This is a genomic window from uncultured Campylobacter sp. (assembly GCF_938045595.1).
Taxonomy (GTDB): domain Bacteria; phylum Campylobacterota; class Campylobacteria; order Campylobacterales; family Campylobacteraceae; genus Campylobacter_B.
In genome coordinates, this window is the sequence record NZ_CALIBB010000077.1 from 1 (window position 1) to 16,308 (window position 16,308).

General features: G+C 48.1%; 15 protein-coding genes. 2 read left to right on the forward strand and 13 right to left on the reverse strand.

The features are described 5' to 3' along the window. The 13 genes from Q0340_RS02880 to yajC form a co-directional block, all read right to left on the reverse strand. Positions 1-759, reverse strand: a 759-nt coding sequence (locus Q0340_RS02880) for a glycosyltransferase family 39 protein (RefSeq protein ID WP_298082087.1), incomplete at its 3' end; no start/stop codon positions are given. Positions 760-761: 2 nt separating this feature from the next. Continuing rightward, a complete protein-coding gene (locus Q0340_RS02885) occupies positions 762-1,460 on the reverse strand; it encodes a 3-methyladenine DNA glycosylase (protein WP_298082088.1) in 699 nt (232 codons plus the stop codon). Then, on the reverse strand, positions 1,457-1,582 hold the full coding sequence (locus Q0340_RS02890; protein ID WP_298082089.1) for a hypothetical protein: 126 nt from the start codon (positions 1,580-1,582) through the stop codon (positions 1,457-1,459). The genes Q0340_RS02885 and Q0340_RS02890 overlap by 4 nt, the downstream gene beginning before the upstream one ends. Then, positions 1,579-2,562: an ATP-binding protein gene (locus Q0340_RS02895; RefSeq protein WP_298082090.1), complete on the reverse strand. Its 984-nt coding sequence runs from the start codon at positions 2,560-2,562 to the stop codon at positions 1,579-1,581. Before Q0340_RS02895 ends, Q0340_RS02890 begins: the two co-directional genes overlap by 4 nt. Beyond that, on the reverse strand, positions 2,546-5,506 hold the full coding sequence (locus tag Q0340_RS02900; RefSeq protein WP_298082091.1) for a DEAD/DEAH box helicase: 2,961 nt from the start codon (positions 5,504-5,506) through the stop codon (positions 2,546-2,548). Before Q0340_RS02900 ends, Q0340_RS02895 begins: the two co-directional genes overlap by 17 nt. Continuing rightward, positions 5,506-6,399: a M23 family metallopeptidase gene (locus Q0340_RS02905; RefSeq protein ID WP_298082092.1), complete on the reverse strand. Its 894-nt coding sequence runs from the start codon at positions 6,397-6,399 to the stop codon at positions 5,506-5,508. Before Q0340_RS02905 ends, Q0340_RS02900 begins: the two co-directional genes overlap by 1 nt. Then, a complete protein-coding gene (locus Q0340_RS02910; RefSeq protein ID WP_298082093.1) occupies positions 6,392-8,035 on the reverse strand; it encodes a bifunctional folylpolyglutamate synthase/dihydrofolate synthase in 1,644 nt (547 codons plus the stop codon). The genes Q0340_RS02905 and Q0340_RS02910 overlap by 8 nt, the downstream gene beginning before the upstream one ends. Next, positions 8,016-8,555 (reverse strand): LPS assembly lipoprotein LptE, encoded by a 540-nt coding sequence (gene lptE / locus Q0340_RS02915; protein WP_298082094.1) that lies wholly within the window; start codon positions 8,553-8,555, stop codon positions 8,016-8,018. Before lptE ends, Q0340_RS02910 begins: the two co-directional genes overlap by 20 nt. Positions 8,556-8,561: 6 nt before the next feature. Continuing rightward, complete coding sequence (gene leuS, locus Q0340_RS02920) at positions 8,562-11,009, reverse strand: leucine--tRNA ligase (RefSeq protein ID WP_298082095.1); 2,448 nt, start codon at positions 11,007-11,009, stop codon at positions 8,562-8,564. Positions 11,010-11,018: 9 nt separating this feature from the next. Next, on the reverse strand, positions 11,019-11,360 hold the full coding sequence (locus Q0340_RS02925) for a DUF6394 family protein (protein ID WP_005872279.1): 342 nt from the start codon (positions 11,358-11,360) through the stop codon (positions 11,019-11,021). 9 nt (positions 11,361-11,369) lie between these two features. After that, on the reverse strand, positions 11,370-12,338 hold the full coding sequence (gene secF / locus Q0340_RS02930; protein ID WP_291935970.1) for a protein translocase subunit SecF: 969 nt from the start codon (positions 12,336-12,338) through the stop codon (positions 11,370-11,372). Beyond that, positions 12,322-13,926 carry a protein translocase subunit SecD gene (gene secD, locus Q0340_RS02935; RefSeq protein ID WP_298082096.1) on the reverse strand — a complete coding sequence of 535 codons (1,605 nt, stop codon included), beginning with the start codon at positions 13,924-13,926 and terminating at the stop codon, positions 12,322-12,324. Before secD ends, secF begins: the two co-directional genes overlap by 17 nt. Further along, positions 13,916-14,188, reverse strand: a complete 273-nt coding sequence (gene yajC, locus Q0340_RS02940; RefSeq protein WP_005872282.1) for a preprotein translocase subunit YajC — start codon at positions 14,186-14,188, stop codon at positions 13,916-13,918. Before yajC ends, secD begins: the two co-directional genes overlap by 11 nt. On the opposite strand from yajC, the gene Q0340_RS02945 reads away from it, so the two are divergent. Both Q0340_RS02945 and pyrH read left to right on the forward strand, forming a co-directional pair. Continuing rightward, a complete protein-coding gene (locus Q0340_RS02945; RefSeq protein ID WP_298082097.1) occupies positions 14,164-15,507 on the forward strand; it encodes an apolipoprotein N-acyltransferase in 1,344 nt (447 codons plus the stop codon). The two genes, yajC and Q0340_RS02945, sit on opposite strands and share 25 nt — an antisense overlap. A gap of 64 nt (positions 15,508-15,571) precedes the next feature. Continuing rightward, on the forward strand, positions 15,572-16,291 hold the full coding sequence (pyrH, locus tag Q0340_RS02950; protein WP_005872284.1) for a UMP kinase: 720 nt from the start codon (positions 15,572-15,574) through the stop codon (positions 16,289-16,291). Positions 16,292-16,308 lie beyond the last annotated feature (17 nt).

The window sequence follows — 16,308 nt, forward strand, 5'->3', positions numbered from 1 at the left end:
GAAATTTACATTATTTGTCCAAAACCTCGTCGCTATCGTCCATAGACTTCCTTTTGAATCATTATCTGTTATTGATGAAGAATCAAAAGGCATTATGAAATTTATGGATGCAAAGAATATAATAGTAAAGAGTAGTAAAAATCCTATTCTTTTTAAATAATCTTTTACGCTACTAGATATAAAAGCATAAGATACAAAAAGACTTGCAAAAAGAACTAATCCAACATTTTGCTTTATGAAAAAAAGTAGGACTAGAAATAAGATTCCAAGTATTTGATATATGATGCCTTTTTTAGAATTTTTATTTTTTATGGATTTTACTAGAAATAATAGAGTAGAAAATTCTATGATGAAGACGTAGGTATGATAATCTTTGGCAATATACGTCTCCATACCAAACCATAAAAAGCTAGCGAATGTAGCTCCCAAAATACTACTTACCCTAGAAAAAAACTCCCTCAAAACAGCATAAAGCAAGATTACCTGTATCATTGCGGCCACTACACCGATGCAGGCAAAAGCAAAAAAATTTATTCCGAATATTTTTTGATAGAAGGCGTTTATATATACAAATAACGGAGTCCATGCTAGATAAAAATCTTTATTGATCACTTCTCCTCTATTTACTAAATAAGCATAGGTTTCCCACCAGCCTTCTTGGAGTGAGAAGTAATGGTTAAATATCAGTAAATGTAACGCAAGCGTTATACAAAAGCAAAAAGCAACCATTAAATTCTCTAAAATTTTAGTGTTAAACATATCTACCTCAAATCATTTAAAATTATTTTCGCGCTCTCATCGAAAATTTTACCTTTCAAATGCGCTTTGCAAAATTCCACGATGAGGCCATGAAATAGCGCATACACGCCGTTTTCGTTCTCCAGCTTCTCTGCTTTTGCCGCCGCATCGCAGGGAGAGTTGGCGGAATTTACAAACTCGTAGATCCGCTCAAATTCTAGCTCGCCGAGCCACGCGCTAAGCTCATCGTAGCTTTCAAACTCATAGCCCAAAGCCCCGAGCAGCCGCGCCGAGTAGCTGTCTGCGACCATCACTGCGCGCTCACACGCATAGCACAGGATCGCATCGCAGCTCTCCGCACCGATCCCCTTGCGCGCTAGCAGCCACTCACGGCTAACGCCCGCTTTAAAGCTCTCAAAATTCCCAAAATCCACGATGATCGCTTTGCAAAGCGAGTTTAGGCGTCTCGCTTTTTGATTATAAAATCCGCTCACTTTAATGATCTCCGCAAGCTCCGCTTCATCTAGCCCGGCAATCCCCTCTAAGCTCAAAAGCCCCTTGCTACGCAGGTTTTGTAGTGCCGCATCGGCATTGCGCCACGCCGTATTTTGGATCAAAATCGCCCCCACGACCACCTCAAAGCCTCCGAACCCTGGCCACCAGCGAAAATCCTTGATTTTCACGGCGCGAAAAAGCGCGATAAAAAGCTCGGTCGCGCTCATCTCGCGCCTCCGAAATTTCTAGCGTCGTTTCTAAAATTTCGCGCGGCGGCGGCGATTTTTTGCACGTATTTCGCTACCGCGATAAAATTTACGCCAAATTTAAATTCGCGCGCCGTATTCATCTGCCGCCACCTTTTAAATTTGCGAAAAATTCCTCGCTAAAGCTCAAGAAAAACTGCTTTGCCGCGCGGCCGCTGCGGCTTGCGCGAAGCATCGCAAACTCCCTCGCCTTTGCGTGCAGCTCGTCTAAATTTGCAGCAAAGCTCAAGCGAAATTCCGCCGCGCTCATACTTTGCGCAGCCGCAAAATAGGCATCTACGATCCCTAAATACTCCCGCATGCTCCCGCCGTAAAAGCTTAGCTGCAGCCCGAAGCGCTCGCTCAGGCTGATTCGCTCGTTCGCCGCGTCGCTTAGGTGCAGCTCGCCGCGGCTGATCTGCGCGGCGTCGTTATCGCTTGCGCATTCGCCTACGATGTGGCGACGATTGGACGTCGCATACATCAGCACGTTGCGCGGCGCGCGCTCTAAGGATCCTTCTAGCAGCGGTTTTAGGTGCTTGTAGCCGCTCTCGCCGAGCTCAAAGCTCAAATCATCGCAAAAGATGATAAATTTAAAGCTTGTTTCGCGGATCGCGTCGATTATATCCACGAGATAGCCCAGATCGTCCCTGCCGATCTCGATGATCTTAAGACCTTGCGGGATAAATTTAGAAAAAACCGCCTTTGCAAGGCTTGATTTGCCGCAGCCGCTCTCGCCCCATAGCAGCGCGTGGTTGGCGCTGCAGCCGCGCAGGAAGGCGTCCGTGTTTTTTATAAGAGCCGATTTTTGGCTCTCTAGCCCCACAAGCGCGTCAAGATCGGTAAAATCGATGTCACGGACGATCTTTAGCGCCTTTTTATTCGCGCGAAAGACGGCGACCTGCGCCGTGCGCCAATCAATCGCGCTAAAATCGCTGAAATAAATTTGCTCGCCGGCGGCGCTCTGCGCGCTTTTTAGGACGGCTTGCGGCGCTAAATTTAAACCGCTCGCCGCATTTAAATTTAGTTCTTCGCTTCTACTTTTGCTCGCGCTTTTTTTGATATTTTCATCGCAAGTTCGCATTTTTTAGCTCCCTTCGCAGATAGATTAAAATTTCGTTTATCACGTCGTCATCGTCGCGCGTCTGTGCCTTTAATCGCACCTTATCACCGTTTGCAAGGGTGATCAAGATATTTTCGTCCATGCTCGAAATCACGCGCAAGCCAAGCTTCGTAGCCAAAACCTTAATCATCATCACGTCGATGAATTGCTTAGTGTAAATGTCCGCGCGCCCGAAGCGATCCTCGATCTCACCGAAAATTTCAAGCACTTCGCTCGCCTCTGCGCACTTGCTAAGCCGCCTGTAAAGATCCAGGCGCAGGCGATCCTCTCTGATAAATTCCGAGTTTAAAAAGGCGTTTACCGAAATTTTAAGCTCCACGCTCGCAGCGGCGCTCTTTCTGCTTAGCAGCTTGCCGATCTCCTCTTCGAGCATCTTTAGATAAAGCGAGTAGCCGATCGCTTCGATATGCCCGCTCTGTGCCTCTCCGAGCAGATTTCCGCCGCCGCGAATCTCCAGATCGTGATACGCTAGCACCGAACCGCTGCCCAAAAACGAGTTGCTCTCAAGCGCTATGAGCCGTTTTAGCGCGTCCTGCGTAAGAGCGGTTTTATCCTCGATCAAAAAGTAGCAAAAGCCCTGTTTGTTGCTGCGCCCGACGCGGCCGCGCAGCTGGTGTAGATCGGCGATACCGAATTTATCAGCGTTTTCGACGATGATCGTATTTACGCGCGGCATATGAATGCCGCTTTCTACGATGCTGGTGCAAAGTAGCAGATCGTATCCGCCCGCTACAAATTTTAAAATTTCATCCTCAGTCGTCTTGGCGTCGATCTTGGAGTGCAAAATTAGAATTTTAAGGCTCGGCAAAATTTCAAGCAGCTTCTTTTTGGCGCTTTGCATCGTCGCGATGTGGTTGTGGACGTAAAAAATCTGCCCGCCGCGTCGCAGCTCGCGCGAGATCGCCTCTTTTACGATCTTTTCGTCCCACTGCTTGACGAAGGTGCGCACGTCCAAGCGGTCCTGCGGCGGGCTAAGCAGCGTGGAGTAGCTTTTAATCGAGCTTAGCGCCATATTTAGGCTGCGCGGTATCGGCGTAGCAGACATACTAAGTAGGTGTGAGGCGGCGCTTTTCTCTTTGAGCCGCTCCTTTTGCTTAACGCCGAATTTATGCTCCTCATCGATGATTATGAGCCCTAAATTTGCGGGGTTTAAATTTAAAAGTGAGTGCGTGCCGACCACGACGATCGCCTCGCCGCTTTGCAGGCGCTTTAAAATTTCACTTTTTTGCCTCGCGCTACTGAAGCGATCGAGCTTGAAAACAGGAATTTCAAACTCCCTAAAGCGCTCGCTAAGCGTGGCGTAATGCTGAGAGCTAAGCAGCGTCGTAGGCACGAAAAACAGCACCGAATGGCCGCTGCGGATGCAGGCAAAGATCGCATTCATCGCAACCTCGGTCTTTCCAAAGCCTACGTCGCCGCTAAGTAGGCGATCCATCACCTTGCCGCTTTGCAGATCCGCCAAAATCGCGCCCACCGCCTTTTGCTGATCGCTCGTGTAGCTAAAGCCGCTTGCGCTTAAAAATTTCGCATAATCCGCGCTTTCGTTTTTGATGACGAGCCCTCGCACCAGCTCGCGCTTGGCAGCCAGCGCGATGATCTTTGAAGCGATCGCAAAGAGCTTTTCGCGCACTCGCTCTTTAATTTTTGAAAAGCTCGCCCTGCCCAGATGATCCAAGCTCACCGCGCCGCCGCTTGCGACGTAGCGATCGATCTTATTTAGATACTCGACCGGCAGCAGCAGTTTGTCGCCGCCCTCGTAGAGCAGGGATACGAACTCCTTGCTGCGCCCCATCACCTCGATGAGCTCGAGCCCGTTAAATTTAGCGATACCGTAATCCTCGTGCACGACAAAATCGCCCACGTTTAGCTCATCCAGAGCTAGGCTCGATCTTCGCATGCGCTTTTTAGGCGCCGCTTTGTTTAGCGAAAGGATGATCCGCTCGGCGCTTATTAAATTTACGACGAAATCCTCGCGTAAAATTTCGATATTACTAAATCCGCCAAGATCAAACGGCGCAAGCAGAGCGTCGTTTCGCGCGATCAGCGTGATAGCCTCGCTGTGGTGAAATTCAAAAAATTCCTGCGACGGCGTTACGGCGAGGTCTTTAAATTTGCGCGCCGCGGGCAGTACCTCGATCGCGTCTAAAAAATCCAAATTGCGCTCGGAAAAAATTTCATCCTTTTTGATCTCGTGCAGCAAGACGCAATCAAACGCCTCCGTGTAATCGACGAAACCCTCGATGAACCAAAAGCCGAGCGAGCCCAGATCGCGCGCTAGCGCGTCGCTATCTGCCCGCGATATCTTTTCGCTCACGCTCTCAAACTCGTCTTCGCTTAAATTTGCCAAAAACGGCGCTATCTCGGCTTGCGAAAGCTCATCTTTTTCGCTTTTTTGCGTCGCGACGTCAAAGCGCCTGATACTCTCAACCCTCTCGCCGTCGAGCAGAATTCTAACCGCGCTTTCGCTCCCTACCGAAAAAATATCGATGATCTCGCCACGGAAGCTTACCTCGCCCATGCTTTCGACGATATCGCGCACGTCGTATCCAAGGCGTAAAATTTCCTCTTTCAGCTCGCTTAGGCTTAACTCGCTTCCAAATTTTATATTTAACGGGCGCAGATGGCTTGCGGTGGGGAGTTTGTTTAGGATCGTGCGGATGGGCGAGATTAAAATTTTTTTGCCGCTTGCTTTGTAAAACGCGCTAAGAGCAGTGCTGATGCCCGCTAGCTCACCCATATAGCTGCGCAGATCCTCGCCGAAGCTCGCTCTAAAATCTGGCAGGCAAAAGGTCGCGTAGCCCATAAATTTTAGCACCTGCTCGCACGCCGCAGCCTCTTTATCGTCCTCGCAGATCAAAAGCTCTTTTTGGTTTTGCAAAAAGTATTCGTAAACCTCGGCTTGCATTATTTAAACCTTTCGATCTGGTGCTGCACGACGTTTGCGATCTCCTGCCACGATACGTTAGGCTCCAAGGTCGAGATATTTTTGAAATTTTGCGCGTTCCAGTTCATAAAATTTGCAGGATCGACGCTTTGAGCCAAAAACCTAACTTCGTAATGCAGGTGCGGACCGGTGCTATAGCCGGTGTTACCGCTATAGCCGATGAGATCGCCCTTTTTAACCCAAGAACCCGGCGTTACGACCGCGGAGCTAAGGTGGCCGTAGCGGGTCTCAAAGCCGTAATTGTGCGATAGAATCACTAAAATTCCATATCCGCTGCCACTACCGCCTGCAAACTGCACAAAGCCCTCTGCTGTCGCAAACACCGGAGTGCCCTCGCTTGCTCGCAAGTCGATGCCGTGGTGCATCCTCATAACGCCGCTGATTGGATGAGTGCGCATCCCAAAAGGGCTAGTGACGCCGCGATACTGCATCGGAAGTCCGTTAGGCACAGCGCTAAGAATCGCGCTCGCCGTCTTTTCGCTAGCTGCGATGTGCGCGCCGGAGCCCTTTTTACGCTCCTTTTTCATCTCATTCATCGCAAGCATTACCTGGATATCACTATCCAGCCCGCCTCCGTCGTCCTCGCGTCCGTCCAGCTTAGCAAGCACCTCCTCGTTTTTGCCCTCAAGTGCGATATTTTGCTCTTTAAGCGCGATATTTTCGGCGTAGAGGGTTTTGTTTAGCTCTTTTAAATCTGATCGGTCGCTAGCGAGTTTAAAGATCGCAAAAAACAGGACGAGCAGAAAAATTACGAAAAACGCAGATAAAATTTTAAGTTGAAATCTAAAATTTTCGCCAAAATACAGCGTCTTGGTGCCAAAATGATCGCTTAGGGTGAGTTTAGTTTTAGCCACGGCGCGCCTCAAGCCATAAAATGAAATTTTCTACCAAATGAAACGAGCCGAAAACCAAATACTCCTCGTCCGCTCTAAGCTCGCCGCGAAACGGCGAATGCGGAATTTTAAGCGCGTCAAGCGCACGGGTTATCGCCTCTGCTGCCATTTCGCGATCCGCAACCTCGTAGTTAAAGATCTCCACGCGCTCTACCACGGGCGCTAAAGTCCGCAACACCGCGCCTACATCTTTATCGGCAAAAGCGTTGTAAATCAGCACGATCTTTCTGCCCCCGTAGATTTCGGTAATTTCGTGGGCTACTTGCTGCGCCGCAAGCTCGTTGTGCCCGACGTCCACGCGTAAATTCGGCGCCAGAGCCTCCATCCTGCCGCGTAAATTTAAAGGCGGCAGCTGTGAAATTTCAAATTTCAGATTTAAAAATTTCATCGCGGCAAGCGCTAGAGCTAAATTTGAAATTTGAAATTTAGGCAGATTATTGTGCGCGCAAAATTCCGCAATCTGCGCTCGCTCACTCTCGCTTAAAAAATCTGCTGCAAACCTCAAATGAGTTCCTTTTTGCTCTGCAATCTGCTGCGCGATACGAAGCGGAACTTCGCTCATCTCATCGCTTAAAATCGCTTCTTTGTCCATCGTAATGAGCTTAGTGTGGGCGATCTGCTCTAGATTTTGTCCTAGCATACCCAAATGATCGGTGCCGATCGGTGTAAAAAGCGACAGCATGCGCCCAAAGCTCGACGTAGCGTCAAACTCGCCGCCCATCCCGGCCTCGATCACGCAGTAATCGCAATCCCTAAAAAGCACTGCCGCCGCAAGCGTGAGATACTCGAAATACGACAGGCTATCTTTAAACTCCGCGGGCAAACTCTCTTGCAAAAACTCATGCGCGAAATCAAGCTCCTCATCCATAGCATCGCGCCCTAGCGAAATAGGGAGCGAGCTTTGAGCTGATTTAAAATTTGATCCTAACGGAGATTTAAAATTTTGCTCAGACGAGATTTTTAAATTTTGCTCAGACGGCGATTTGAGATCTTGAGAATTCCATAAATTTTGTGTAGAAGCAGAATTTTGCGTATCGATCGAATTTCGCGCGATAGAATTCTGCTCGCTACAAAAATTTCGTGTGGTAGAAACGAAGCTTTGCAGGGCAGAATTCCGCTCACCATGCGAATTTTGCATGGTGATAAAATCCTGCGTGGTGGAATTTTGCAAATTAGAAATAGAAATTTGAGAGGCGGAATTTTCTCTGTTCGCAAAATTTTGCATCTTTATGGAATTTTGTTTTTCCGTAAAATTTGACGCCGAAGCGGAATTTTGCTCGTTTTTAAAATTTGAAGCGTCGGAATTCAACGCAAAAACGGGGTTTTGCGCGATCCGTCCGCCTAGATAGATGCGCTCGTTGAGCTTAAAAACGTGCGGGCTAGTGTAGTGCCCGACGTTAAAGCCCGCTGCGGCGATCGCGTTAGCCAAAAACCGCCCGGTGCTGCCCTTGCCGTTGGTGCCGATGATCTGAATGACGTTTTTGAGCGGAATTTTATCTTTAATGGCGGCATATGCCCGCGGAAAGCGCTCGTAGTCGATTTTTTTGTAATAAATCGGGCGATTTTGCAAAAATTCTTTAATGCTGCGCCCGCTCAAGTCTGAATCCCCTAATCGCAAGCGCCGAAATAAACTCGTCAAACGCCTGCGCGGAGGCATTTTCGATCGCCTTGTAGCGGTCCTTATCGCTAATGATCGAGCTCGTATCGTAGCTATTTTTGACTAGGCGGCTAACTTTAAAATCGTAATCGCCAACGCAATCCTTGCTGAAAACCTCGCCGTTTTTAAGCTTGGTGCTAAAATTTACGATGAGATTTGCGCGGTAGCTAGTGACGTAGCCGAACTGATCGTATGAAAGCTCGCTAAAGCTTAGGCTTTTTATGCTCGCTACTACGATCGTCTGCGCCGAGTTTTTATCCGCAAGGCTCATCCCTAGGCGCTGGACTATACCCTGTCTGATCGCATCTTTGATCGCGACGGTGTTTTGCGGATCAGTTTTGCTCATCATCACATCCACAAATACGCTTCCACTCATCGTCTCTTTCGCGATCCTTGAAACGGGCTTGTAGCCGCAGCCAATTAAAAAAATCAAACAAAAAACGGTTAAAACTTTTCTCATCTTCGCCTACTTTATTACCAAATTTACGAGCTTGTTTTTGACGTAAATTTCTTTTACGATGCTCTTGCCCTCTAGCCATTTGGCGCAGTTTTGCTTTACAATGTTTAAAATTTCGCCCTCGCTTAGGCCTGCATCCGCTTCAAACTCGGCGCGTTTTTTGCCGTTAATCGTGACGGCAAGCTTGATCGTATCGCTTTCGAATACCTCTTCGCAAACTCGCAGCTCGCCGAAATTCTGCCTCTTAAACAGCTTCTCGCTAAGCTCGGCGCAGATGTGCGGCACGATAGGCTCGAGCAGGTTTAAAATCACAAAGTAACCCTCGGTGAATACGTCTTTATTACTCTGCGCGTTTAGGGCATTTAGCGCCTCCATACACGCGGCTATTAGTGTATTAAAAGCAAAACTGCTCTCATAAACCTGCTGTGATTTCTTAAGCGCCTCATAAACTTTAAGGCGGGCATATTTTTCCTCTTTGTTTAAAGCGGCGTGGTTGATCTGCGGAATTTTATCCGTAGCGTAGGCGTTTTCGGCGCGATCGTAGAGGCGGCTAAGAAATTTATACGCACCCTCTACCGCGCTGTCGTTCCACTCAAGCTCCTTTTGAGGCGGTGCGGCAAAAAGTATAAAAAGTCTCGCCGTATCGGCGCCGTAGGTCTCGATAATGTCGTCGGGATCGACGGTGTTTCCCTTGCTTTTGCTCATCTTCGCGCCATCTTTTAGCACCATACCCTGGGTTAGCAGCCGCTCAAACGGCTCGCTATCGCGCAGATAGCCTATGTCGCGAAGAGCCTTTTGGAAAAATCTCGCATACAAAAGGTGCAAAATCGCATGCTCGATGCCGCCGATATATTGATCGACGTTCATCCAGTAATTCACGCTTTTCTCGTCAAACGCCCGCTGCCGCCACGTCCGCTCATCGCTTGCGTAGCGCGCGAAATACCACGAGCTTTCAAAAAATGTATCGAGCGTATCGGTCTCGCGCATCGCGTCGGCGCCGCATTTAGGGCATTTGCAAAACTTCCAGCTAGGATGCGTATCCAGCGGATTGCCCTTGCCGGTGATCTTAATATCCTGTGGAAGCTCTACGGGCAGATTTGAAATTTCCTCGCTTACCAGCCCGCATTTTGGGCAGTGGATCATCGGAATCGGCGCGCCCCAGTAGCGCTGGCGGCTCACTCCCCAATCGCGCAGTTTAAAATTTACCACGCGACGCCCAAGCCCTAGCTCTTCAAATTTTGAGATGACGGCGCTTTTTGCCCTCTCGCTATCCATGCCGCTAAATTCCGCGGAATTTACCAAAACTCCGCTTTCTACGTAGGCTTTGCTAGCGTCGTAATCACCGCTTTTAGAAGCAATACTTTGAATGATCGGTAGGTTAAATTTCTTCGCAAACTCAAAGTCCCTCTCATCGTGCGCAGGCACAGCCATAACCGCGCCGCCGCCGTATTCTGCTAGGACGAAATTTGCAGTACAAACGGGGATTTTTTTGCCGCTTAGCGGATGAAGCACGCTGATTCCGAGGCTCACGCCCTCTTTATCGCTTGCTTGACGCTCACGCGGGCTTTGATTTAAAATTTCTCTCACCTTCGCCGCAGCTTTGGCGTCAAGTAAATTATTATCCAAAAGTCTCTTTACCACCTCGTGCTCCGGCGCAAGCGCCGCGTAGCTCATGCCGTAAATCGTATCGGGGCGCGTCGTAAAAACCTTAAAGCCCTCGATGCCGCCAAGTTTGGCGCTGCTTTGCTCGTCAAATTTAAAGCTAAATTCCAAACCCTCGCTGCGCCCAATCCAGTTTTCCTGCATCGTAAGCACCTGAGCGGGCCACTTGCCCTCAAGCTGCTTTAGGCAATCCAAAAGCTCCTGCGCGTAAGCGGTGATTTTTAGATAATATCCAGGCATCTGCTTTTGCACGACCTCGTTGCCGCAGCGCCAACACCTGCCCTCCTCGACCTGCTCGTTGGCAAGAACCGTCTGATCGTGCTCGCACCAATTGACCACGGCGCTTTTTCTATAGATAAGCCCTTTTTCAAAAAGTTTGATGAAAAATTCCTGCTCCCAGCGCGTATAAAGCGGATCGGAGGTAGCGAGCATACGGCGAGCCGAAAAGCTAAAGCCAAGGCGGTGCAGCTCGTTTTTCATATAATCGATATTTTCGTAGGTCCAAGTTTTAGGATGGATGCCGTGTTTGATCGCCGCGTTTTCCGCAGGCATTCCGAAGCTATCAAAGCCGATCGGCTGAAGCACGTTGTACCCGCGCAGTCTGTAGTAGCGGCTAAGCGCGTCGCCGATGCTGTAGTTTCGCACATGCCCCATATGGATGCGGCCGCTTGGGTAGGGAAACATCGAAAGGATATATTTTTTAGGTAGGCTATAATCGTCCTTAGGCTCGAAAACTCCCTCTTCATCCCAAATTTTCTGCCATTTAAGCTCAATACTTTTACTATCGTAAGGCATTTTGCGCTCCTAGAATTCGTCTTTGGTTTTTGCTGACTCAATCGCTATTAAAATTAGCGAGAAAAAGTTTGCAAGTAGCGCGCCGATCGCAAGCGAGGTCACGATCGACAAATCTCCCGGCGCTACTACAATCAAAACGAACGCCGGTATGAGATGCAGATCCGCTACGAGCGAGCTTGCAAAAAGCTCAGCTGCTAGCATATTTCGCACGCCTACCTTCAAAAGCGTCGAGACTGCATTCACGCTGGTTGCTATGAAAAGTAAAATTTCATTCTTCTCATACAAAAACCCGCCTATTGTAGTCATACTCATCAGCGCAAAAAATATGTAAATTACCCTTCCCCAGTTCATCTTTTATCCTTACACCGTGCCTTTTTCATACATGGCGCGATTCTTTTCTTTCTCTTTGATACGACGCTGTTTTTCGGCTAAAAACGCGCGGTACTTCTCGACATTAAATTTAAACAAAATCAGCATCGGAGCAGCTACAAATACAGAGCTGAAAGTTCCTGCTATGACGCCTATTAGCATCACGAAGCTAAAGCCGTGGATCATCTCTCCACCCCAGACGAATAAAATCACAATGACGATGAGAGTCGTAAGCGAAGTAAGCAGCGTGCGCGATAGTGTGTGAGAGATTGATTCGTTTATAACCTCATCAAGCTTAATCGATTTGCTATCTTTTACTCCTTCTCGAATTCTATCGAAAACAACGATGGTGTCGTTTAGCGAATAGCCCATTATAGTTAGCAGTGCGGCTAGAATTTCAAGGTTGAAATCCACGCCGGCTAAAATCATCGCACCTACGGCAACTACGACGTCGTGCAGATCCGATAGTACGGCTGCAATCGCAAATCTCCACTCAAACCGCAGGGTGATATAAACCAAAATGAGCGCAAACGACACACATACCGCTAAAATTCCGTTTGTGCGAAGCTCTTCGCCGACTTTAGGACCTACGATATCGACCTTGCGAATGTCGAAGTTTCCACTGCCTTGCAAAATTTTTTGCGCCGCTAAAGCTGGATTATCACCCAGTTCACTCGCAGCGCCCGAATATCTAATCGTGACCTCTTGATCGCTACCAAATTCCGTAACGTTGATATTGCCTAAATTTGCCGCTTCGAAGCGCTTTCTGATCTCATCAAGTGGCGCTTTGGCGTCGTATTTAACCTGAATGAGCGTACCGCCGCTAAAATCGATGCCGTAATTAATGCCCTTAATGAAAAACAGCGCAATAGAGCCTATTATCAAAACAGCAGAAAGCGCAAAGGTAAAATATCTAAATTTCATAAAATCATAAATTTTGCCCTTATCGAACACTTGCATTTGCGCCTCCTCTTACTTTATAACCGAGCCAAAGCGCGGTATTTTTGCTCTTTTCCATCTTATCCATTACTAACTCAAACATTCCGTGAGTGCCTAAAATAGCCGTTATCATCGACGCTACGATACCGATGCTCATCGTGACGGCAAAGCCCTTCACTGGACCCGTGCCGTAAGCATAAAGCGCAGCGGAAGTAATTAGCGTAGTGATATTTGAATCCACGATCGCGCTCATCGCATTTTCATAGCCTTTATTTATACTTTGGCGGATTGAAACTCCCGTCCTTAGCACCTCTCTAACGCGCTCATTAATGATGACATTCGCATCTACCGCCATTCCGATAGTTAGCACAATTCCCGCCATTCCAGGAAGCGTTAACGTTGCACCAAAAAGCGCCATACAAGCGATTAGAAATAAAATATTTACTACAAGCGCGATATCGGCAAAAAGTCCCGCCACGCCATAGTATAAAATCATAAAGATCAAAATCGCAACCGCTGCAAGACTAAGCGCCGCCATACTTTTATCGATACTATCTTGTCCTAGGCTAGGACCGATACTGCGTGTCTCTGAGACTTTAACAGGAGCCAAAAGCGCGCCGCTTCTAAGCGCGATCGCTACGTCGTGCGCCTCCTCGACGCTAAATCCGCCGCTGATCTGACCGCTGCCGCCGCCGATACGCTCGTTTATGCGCGGCGCGGAGTAAACCTTGCCGTCAAGTACGATAGCTAGACGCTTGCCGACATTTTTGCCGGTAAAATCGCCAAAAATTTGAGCGCCTTGAGAGTTTAGCGTAAAATTTATGATCGGCTGATTGGTGTGTTGATCGAAAGCAACCTTCGCATCAACTAGCATAGCGCCATCAAGCACCGGAATTTCGTTTATGAGATACTTGTAATTCGGATTTTTAACGTCCGGGTAGATCACGTCGCCGTAAGCTCTGGCATCCGCTGCGCTGATAGTCTGCGCGCGGTCTTGGCGCACGTCGTCCACCGCCATAAGCTGCAAGTGAGCCGCTTTGGCAATCAGATCTTTGGCGCGTTGCTCATCCACTGCACTTTTGACGCCCGGAAGCTCAACCAAAATATAACTCTCGCCCTGCTTTGCTACCGTAGGCTCCGCAAGTCCGAATTGATCCAAGCGGTTTCGGATAGTTTCTACAGCCTGTTCGATCGCGTATTTTTTAGTCGCTTCGACCTCCTCAGGCGTTAGTGTGACGCGATATTTTTCGCCAGATTTTTGAATGTCTAATCCGCTTGCGGCGCTATGCAAAATCGCATCAAATTTGGAAGCCTCGTCTGCGTCTAAAATTTCAAACTCAAACGAATCGCCTTCCAATTTTAGCCCGTCCATTAGCAGATCATCGCGCTTGGCGGCGTAATTGACACTAGCGGCGATCGATTTGATCTTTGAAACGACCGCCTCGTCGCTTTGAACCTCAAGCAGCATGTGAAGCCCGCCTTGCAGATCCAAACCCAAGTTTATCTTGCTTCCCTTTTCGGTCTGAAAGATCGAAGGCGCGGCAAAAATCGCCGAAAAAATAACCGCAGCCAAAAAGATCAGCAGGCGGTATGAAATTTTACTGCTCATCTAATTTTCTTGCCACAAATTGTTTATCCAGCTCAACCATGACCTCATCGTTAAGCTTAACTGTGATAAAATCATTGTTTGTTTTCACGACCGTGCATTTTATGCCACCGCTAGTTATGATCTTATCGCCTTTGCCGAGCGCATCGACCATCGCTTTATGATCCTTGGCCTGCTTTTGCTGCGGTCTGATAATCAAAAAATACATAATCGCAAAGATTACGACGATAGGCAGGATTGATGCAAAGAAATTTCCTTGTTCCATGTGTTTCCTTCATTAGAAATTTAAAAAGTAGCTATTTTACATTAAGTTACATAAATAAAGGCTTTGTTCTTGCCCTTGCGCTTTCAAATTTTATTTTCGTAGAAATTTTAAGCTCTAAATTTGACGGCTTGGCTGTTTTGGCGGCGGAATTTTTCTCGCCTCTAATTGCGATAGCGGCACTTTTTTATCTGCTAAAAGCAAGCAAGGCGGAGTGGTTTTGGTGCGGATTTTTTATCGGCGCGCTGTGGATGCACTGGATCAGCTTCAGCCTGATCTATTTCGATCTTGCGTTTTTGATCCCGCTTGAAATTCTTGGAATTTGTCTCGTTTATGCTTTTATTTTCCGCATCTTTGCGATCTTTGACGCGCCCGTTTTGCGCGCTGCCTGCCTTTTGATTCTAAAATTTATCCATCCTTTCGGCTTTGATTGGTTAAATTTTGAACTGCTGCTAAGCCATGGAATTTTCAGAGCCGATCTTAGCGCGCTGGCTCTGATTTTAGCGGGGCTTTGCGCGGTTTTGTATCTACGGGAGTGCGGCGCCCGGGCTAAATTTAATGCCCTAATTTTCGCGGCATTTTTGATCTGCGCGCTGCAATTCAGCCAAAAAGAGCCCGAGCCGCTACCGATTAAAATTTCACTCGCAAATACCGATATTTCGCAGCATGACATCTGGGCGAAGGATAAAATTTTATCCGCCGCGTTGGCAAATTTGGCTCGGATTGATAATGCGATCGCGGCGGGACAGGACGCGATAATCTTGCCCGAGAGCGCCTTTGCGATGCCGCTAAATTTAGAAAACGCGCTAGTTGAAGCCCTAAAGGAAAAATCGCGCGCAATTACTATCGTAGCGGGCGCGGAAGCGTATGAGAACGGGAAATTTTACAACAGCGCCTATCTTTTTGCAAACGGGGAAATGAAGCGCTTTGATAAGCACATTTTGGTGCCGTTTGGCGAAATGGTGCCGCTGCCGGAATTTGCGCGGAATTTTATCAACCGCGTGCTGTTAGGCGGCGCGACCGATTTTTCCACAGCTAGCGGCTTTAGCGACTATGAGCTTGGCGGCAAGAGCGTAAGAAGCGCCGTTTGCTACGAGGCTACGCGCGCAGAGCTTTACGAGGGCTCGCCCAAATACGTCGTAGCGATCAGCAATAACGGCTGGTTTGTGCCAAGCTACGAGCCCTATTTGCAGCGCCTCATAATCCGCTACTACGCGAGCTTGCACGGCACATTGATCTATCACGCCGTAAACGGCAGCGCTAGCGAGATAATCGCTCCGAAAAAGATCTGGATAAACCGCCTTAAAGATCATCTAAAATAGCCTAAAAAGTTATTTTTAAACGACTTTTAGATAATATTTTAAAATTTTATTAGGAGCTAAATTTATGGCTAAATACAATCGCATACTCGTAAAATTTTCGGGTGAAGCGCTAGCGGGAGAGAACGGCTTTGGGATCGACAGCGAAATTTTAAAATTTATCGCCAAAGAGATCAAGCAGCTCGTAGAGGGCGGCATCGAAGTAGGCATCGTAATCGGCGGCGGCAACATCATCAGAGGCGTAAGCGCCGCAGCTAGCGGTATCATCAAGCGCACCAGCGGCGATCATATGGGCATGCTAGCTACCGTCATCAACGCAATCGCGATGAGAGAGGCGCTAGAATACGCAGGCATGGACGTGCGCGTGCAAAGCGCGATAAAGATGGAAGCGATCTGCGAGACCTTCATCATCGGCCGCGCTAAAAGGCACCTCGAAAAAGGTCGCGTCGTGATCTTTGCCGCGGGTACGGGAAATCCTTTCTTTACGACCGATACTGCGGGTACTCTCCGCGCGATCGAGATCGGAGCCGACGCTATCATAAAAGCCACCAAAGTTATGGGGATCTACGACAAGGATCCGCAAAAATTTAAAGATGCCAAATTGCTTTCCAAAGTCACTTACGATCAAGCCCTGCACGACAACATCAGGGTGATGGACGATACGGCTATCGCGCTTGCTAAAGACAATGCGCTTCCGATCATCGTATGCAATATGTTTAAGAGCGGAAATTTATACAAAATCGTCGATGGCGGAGATCTAAGCTCCTGCTCGATCGTAAAAAACTGAAATTTTAAATTTAAGGA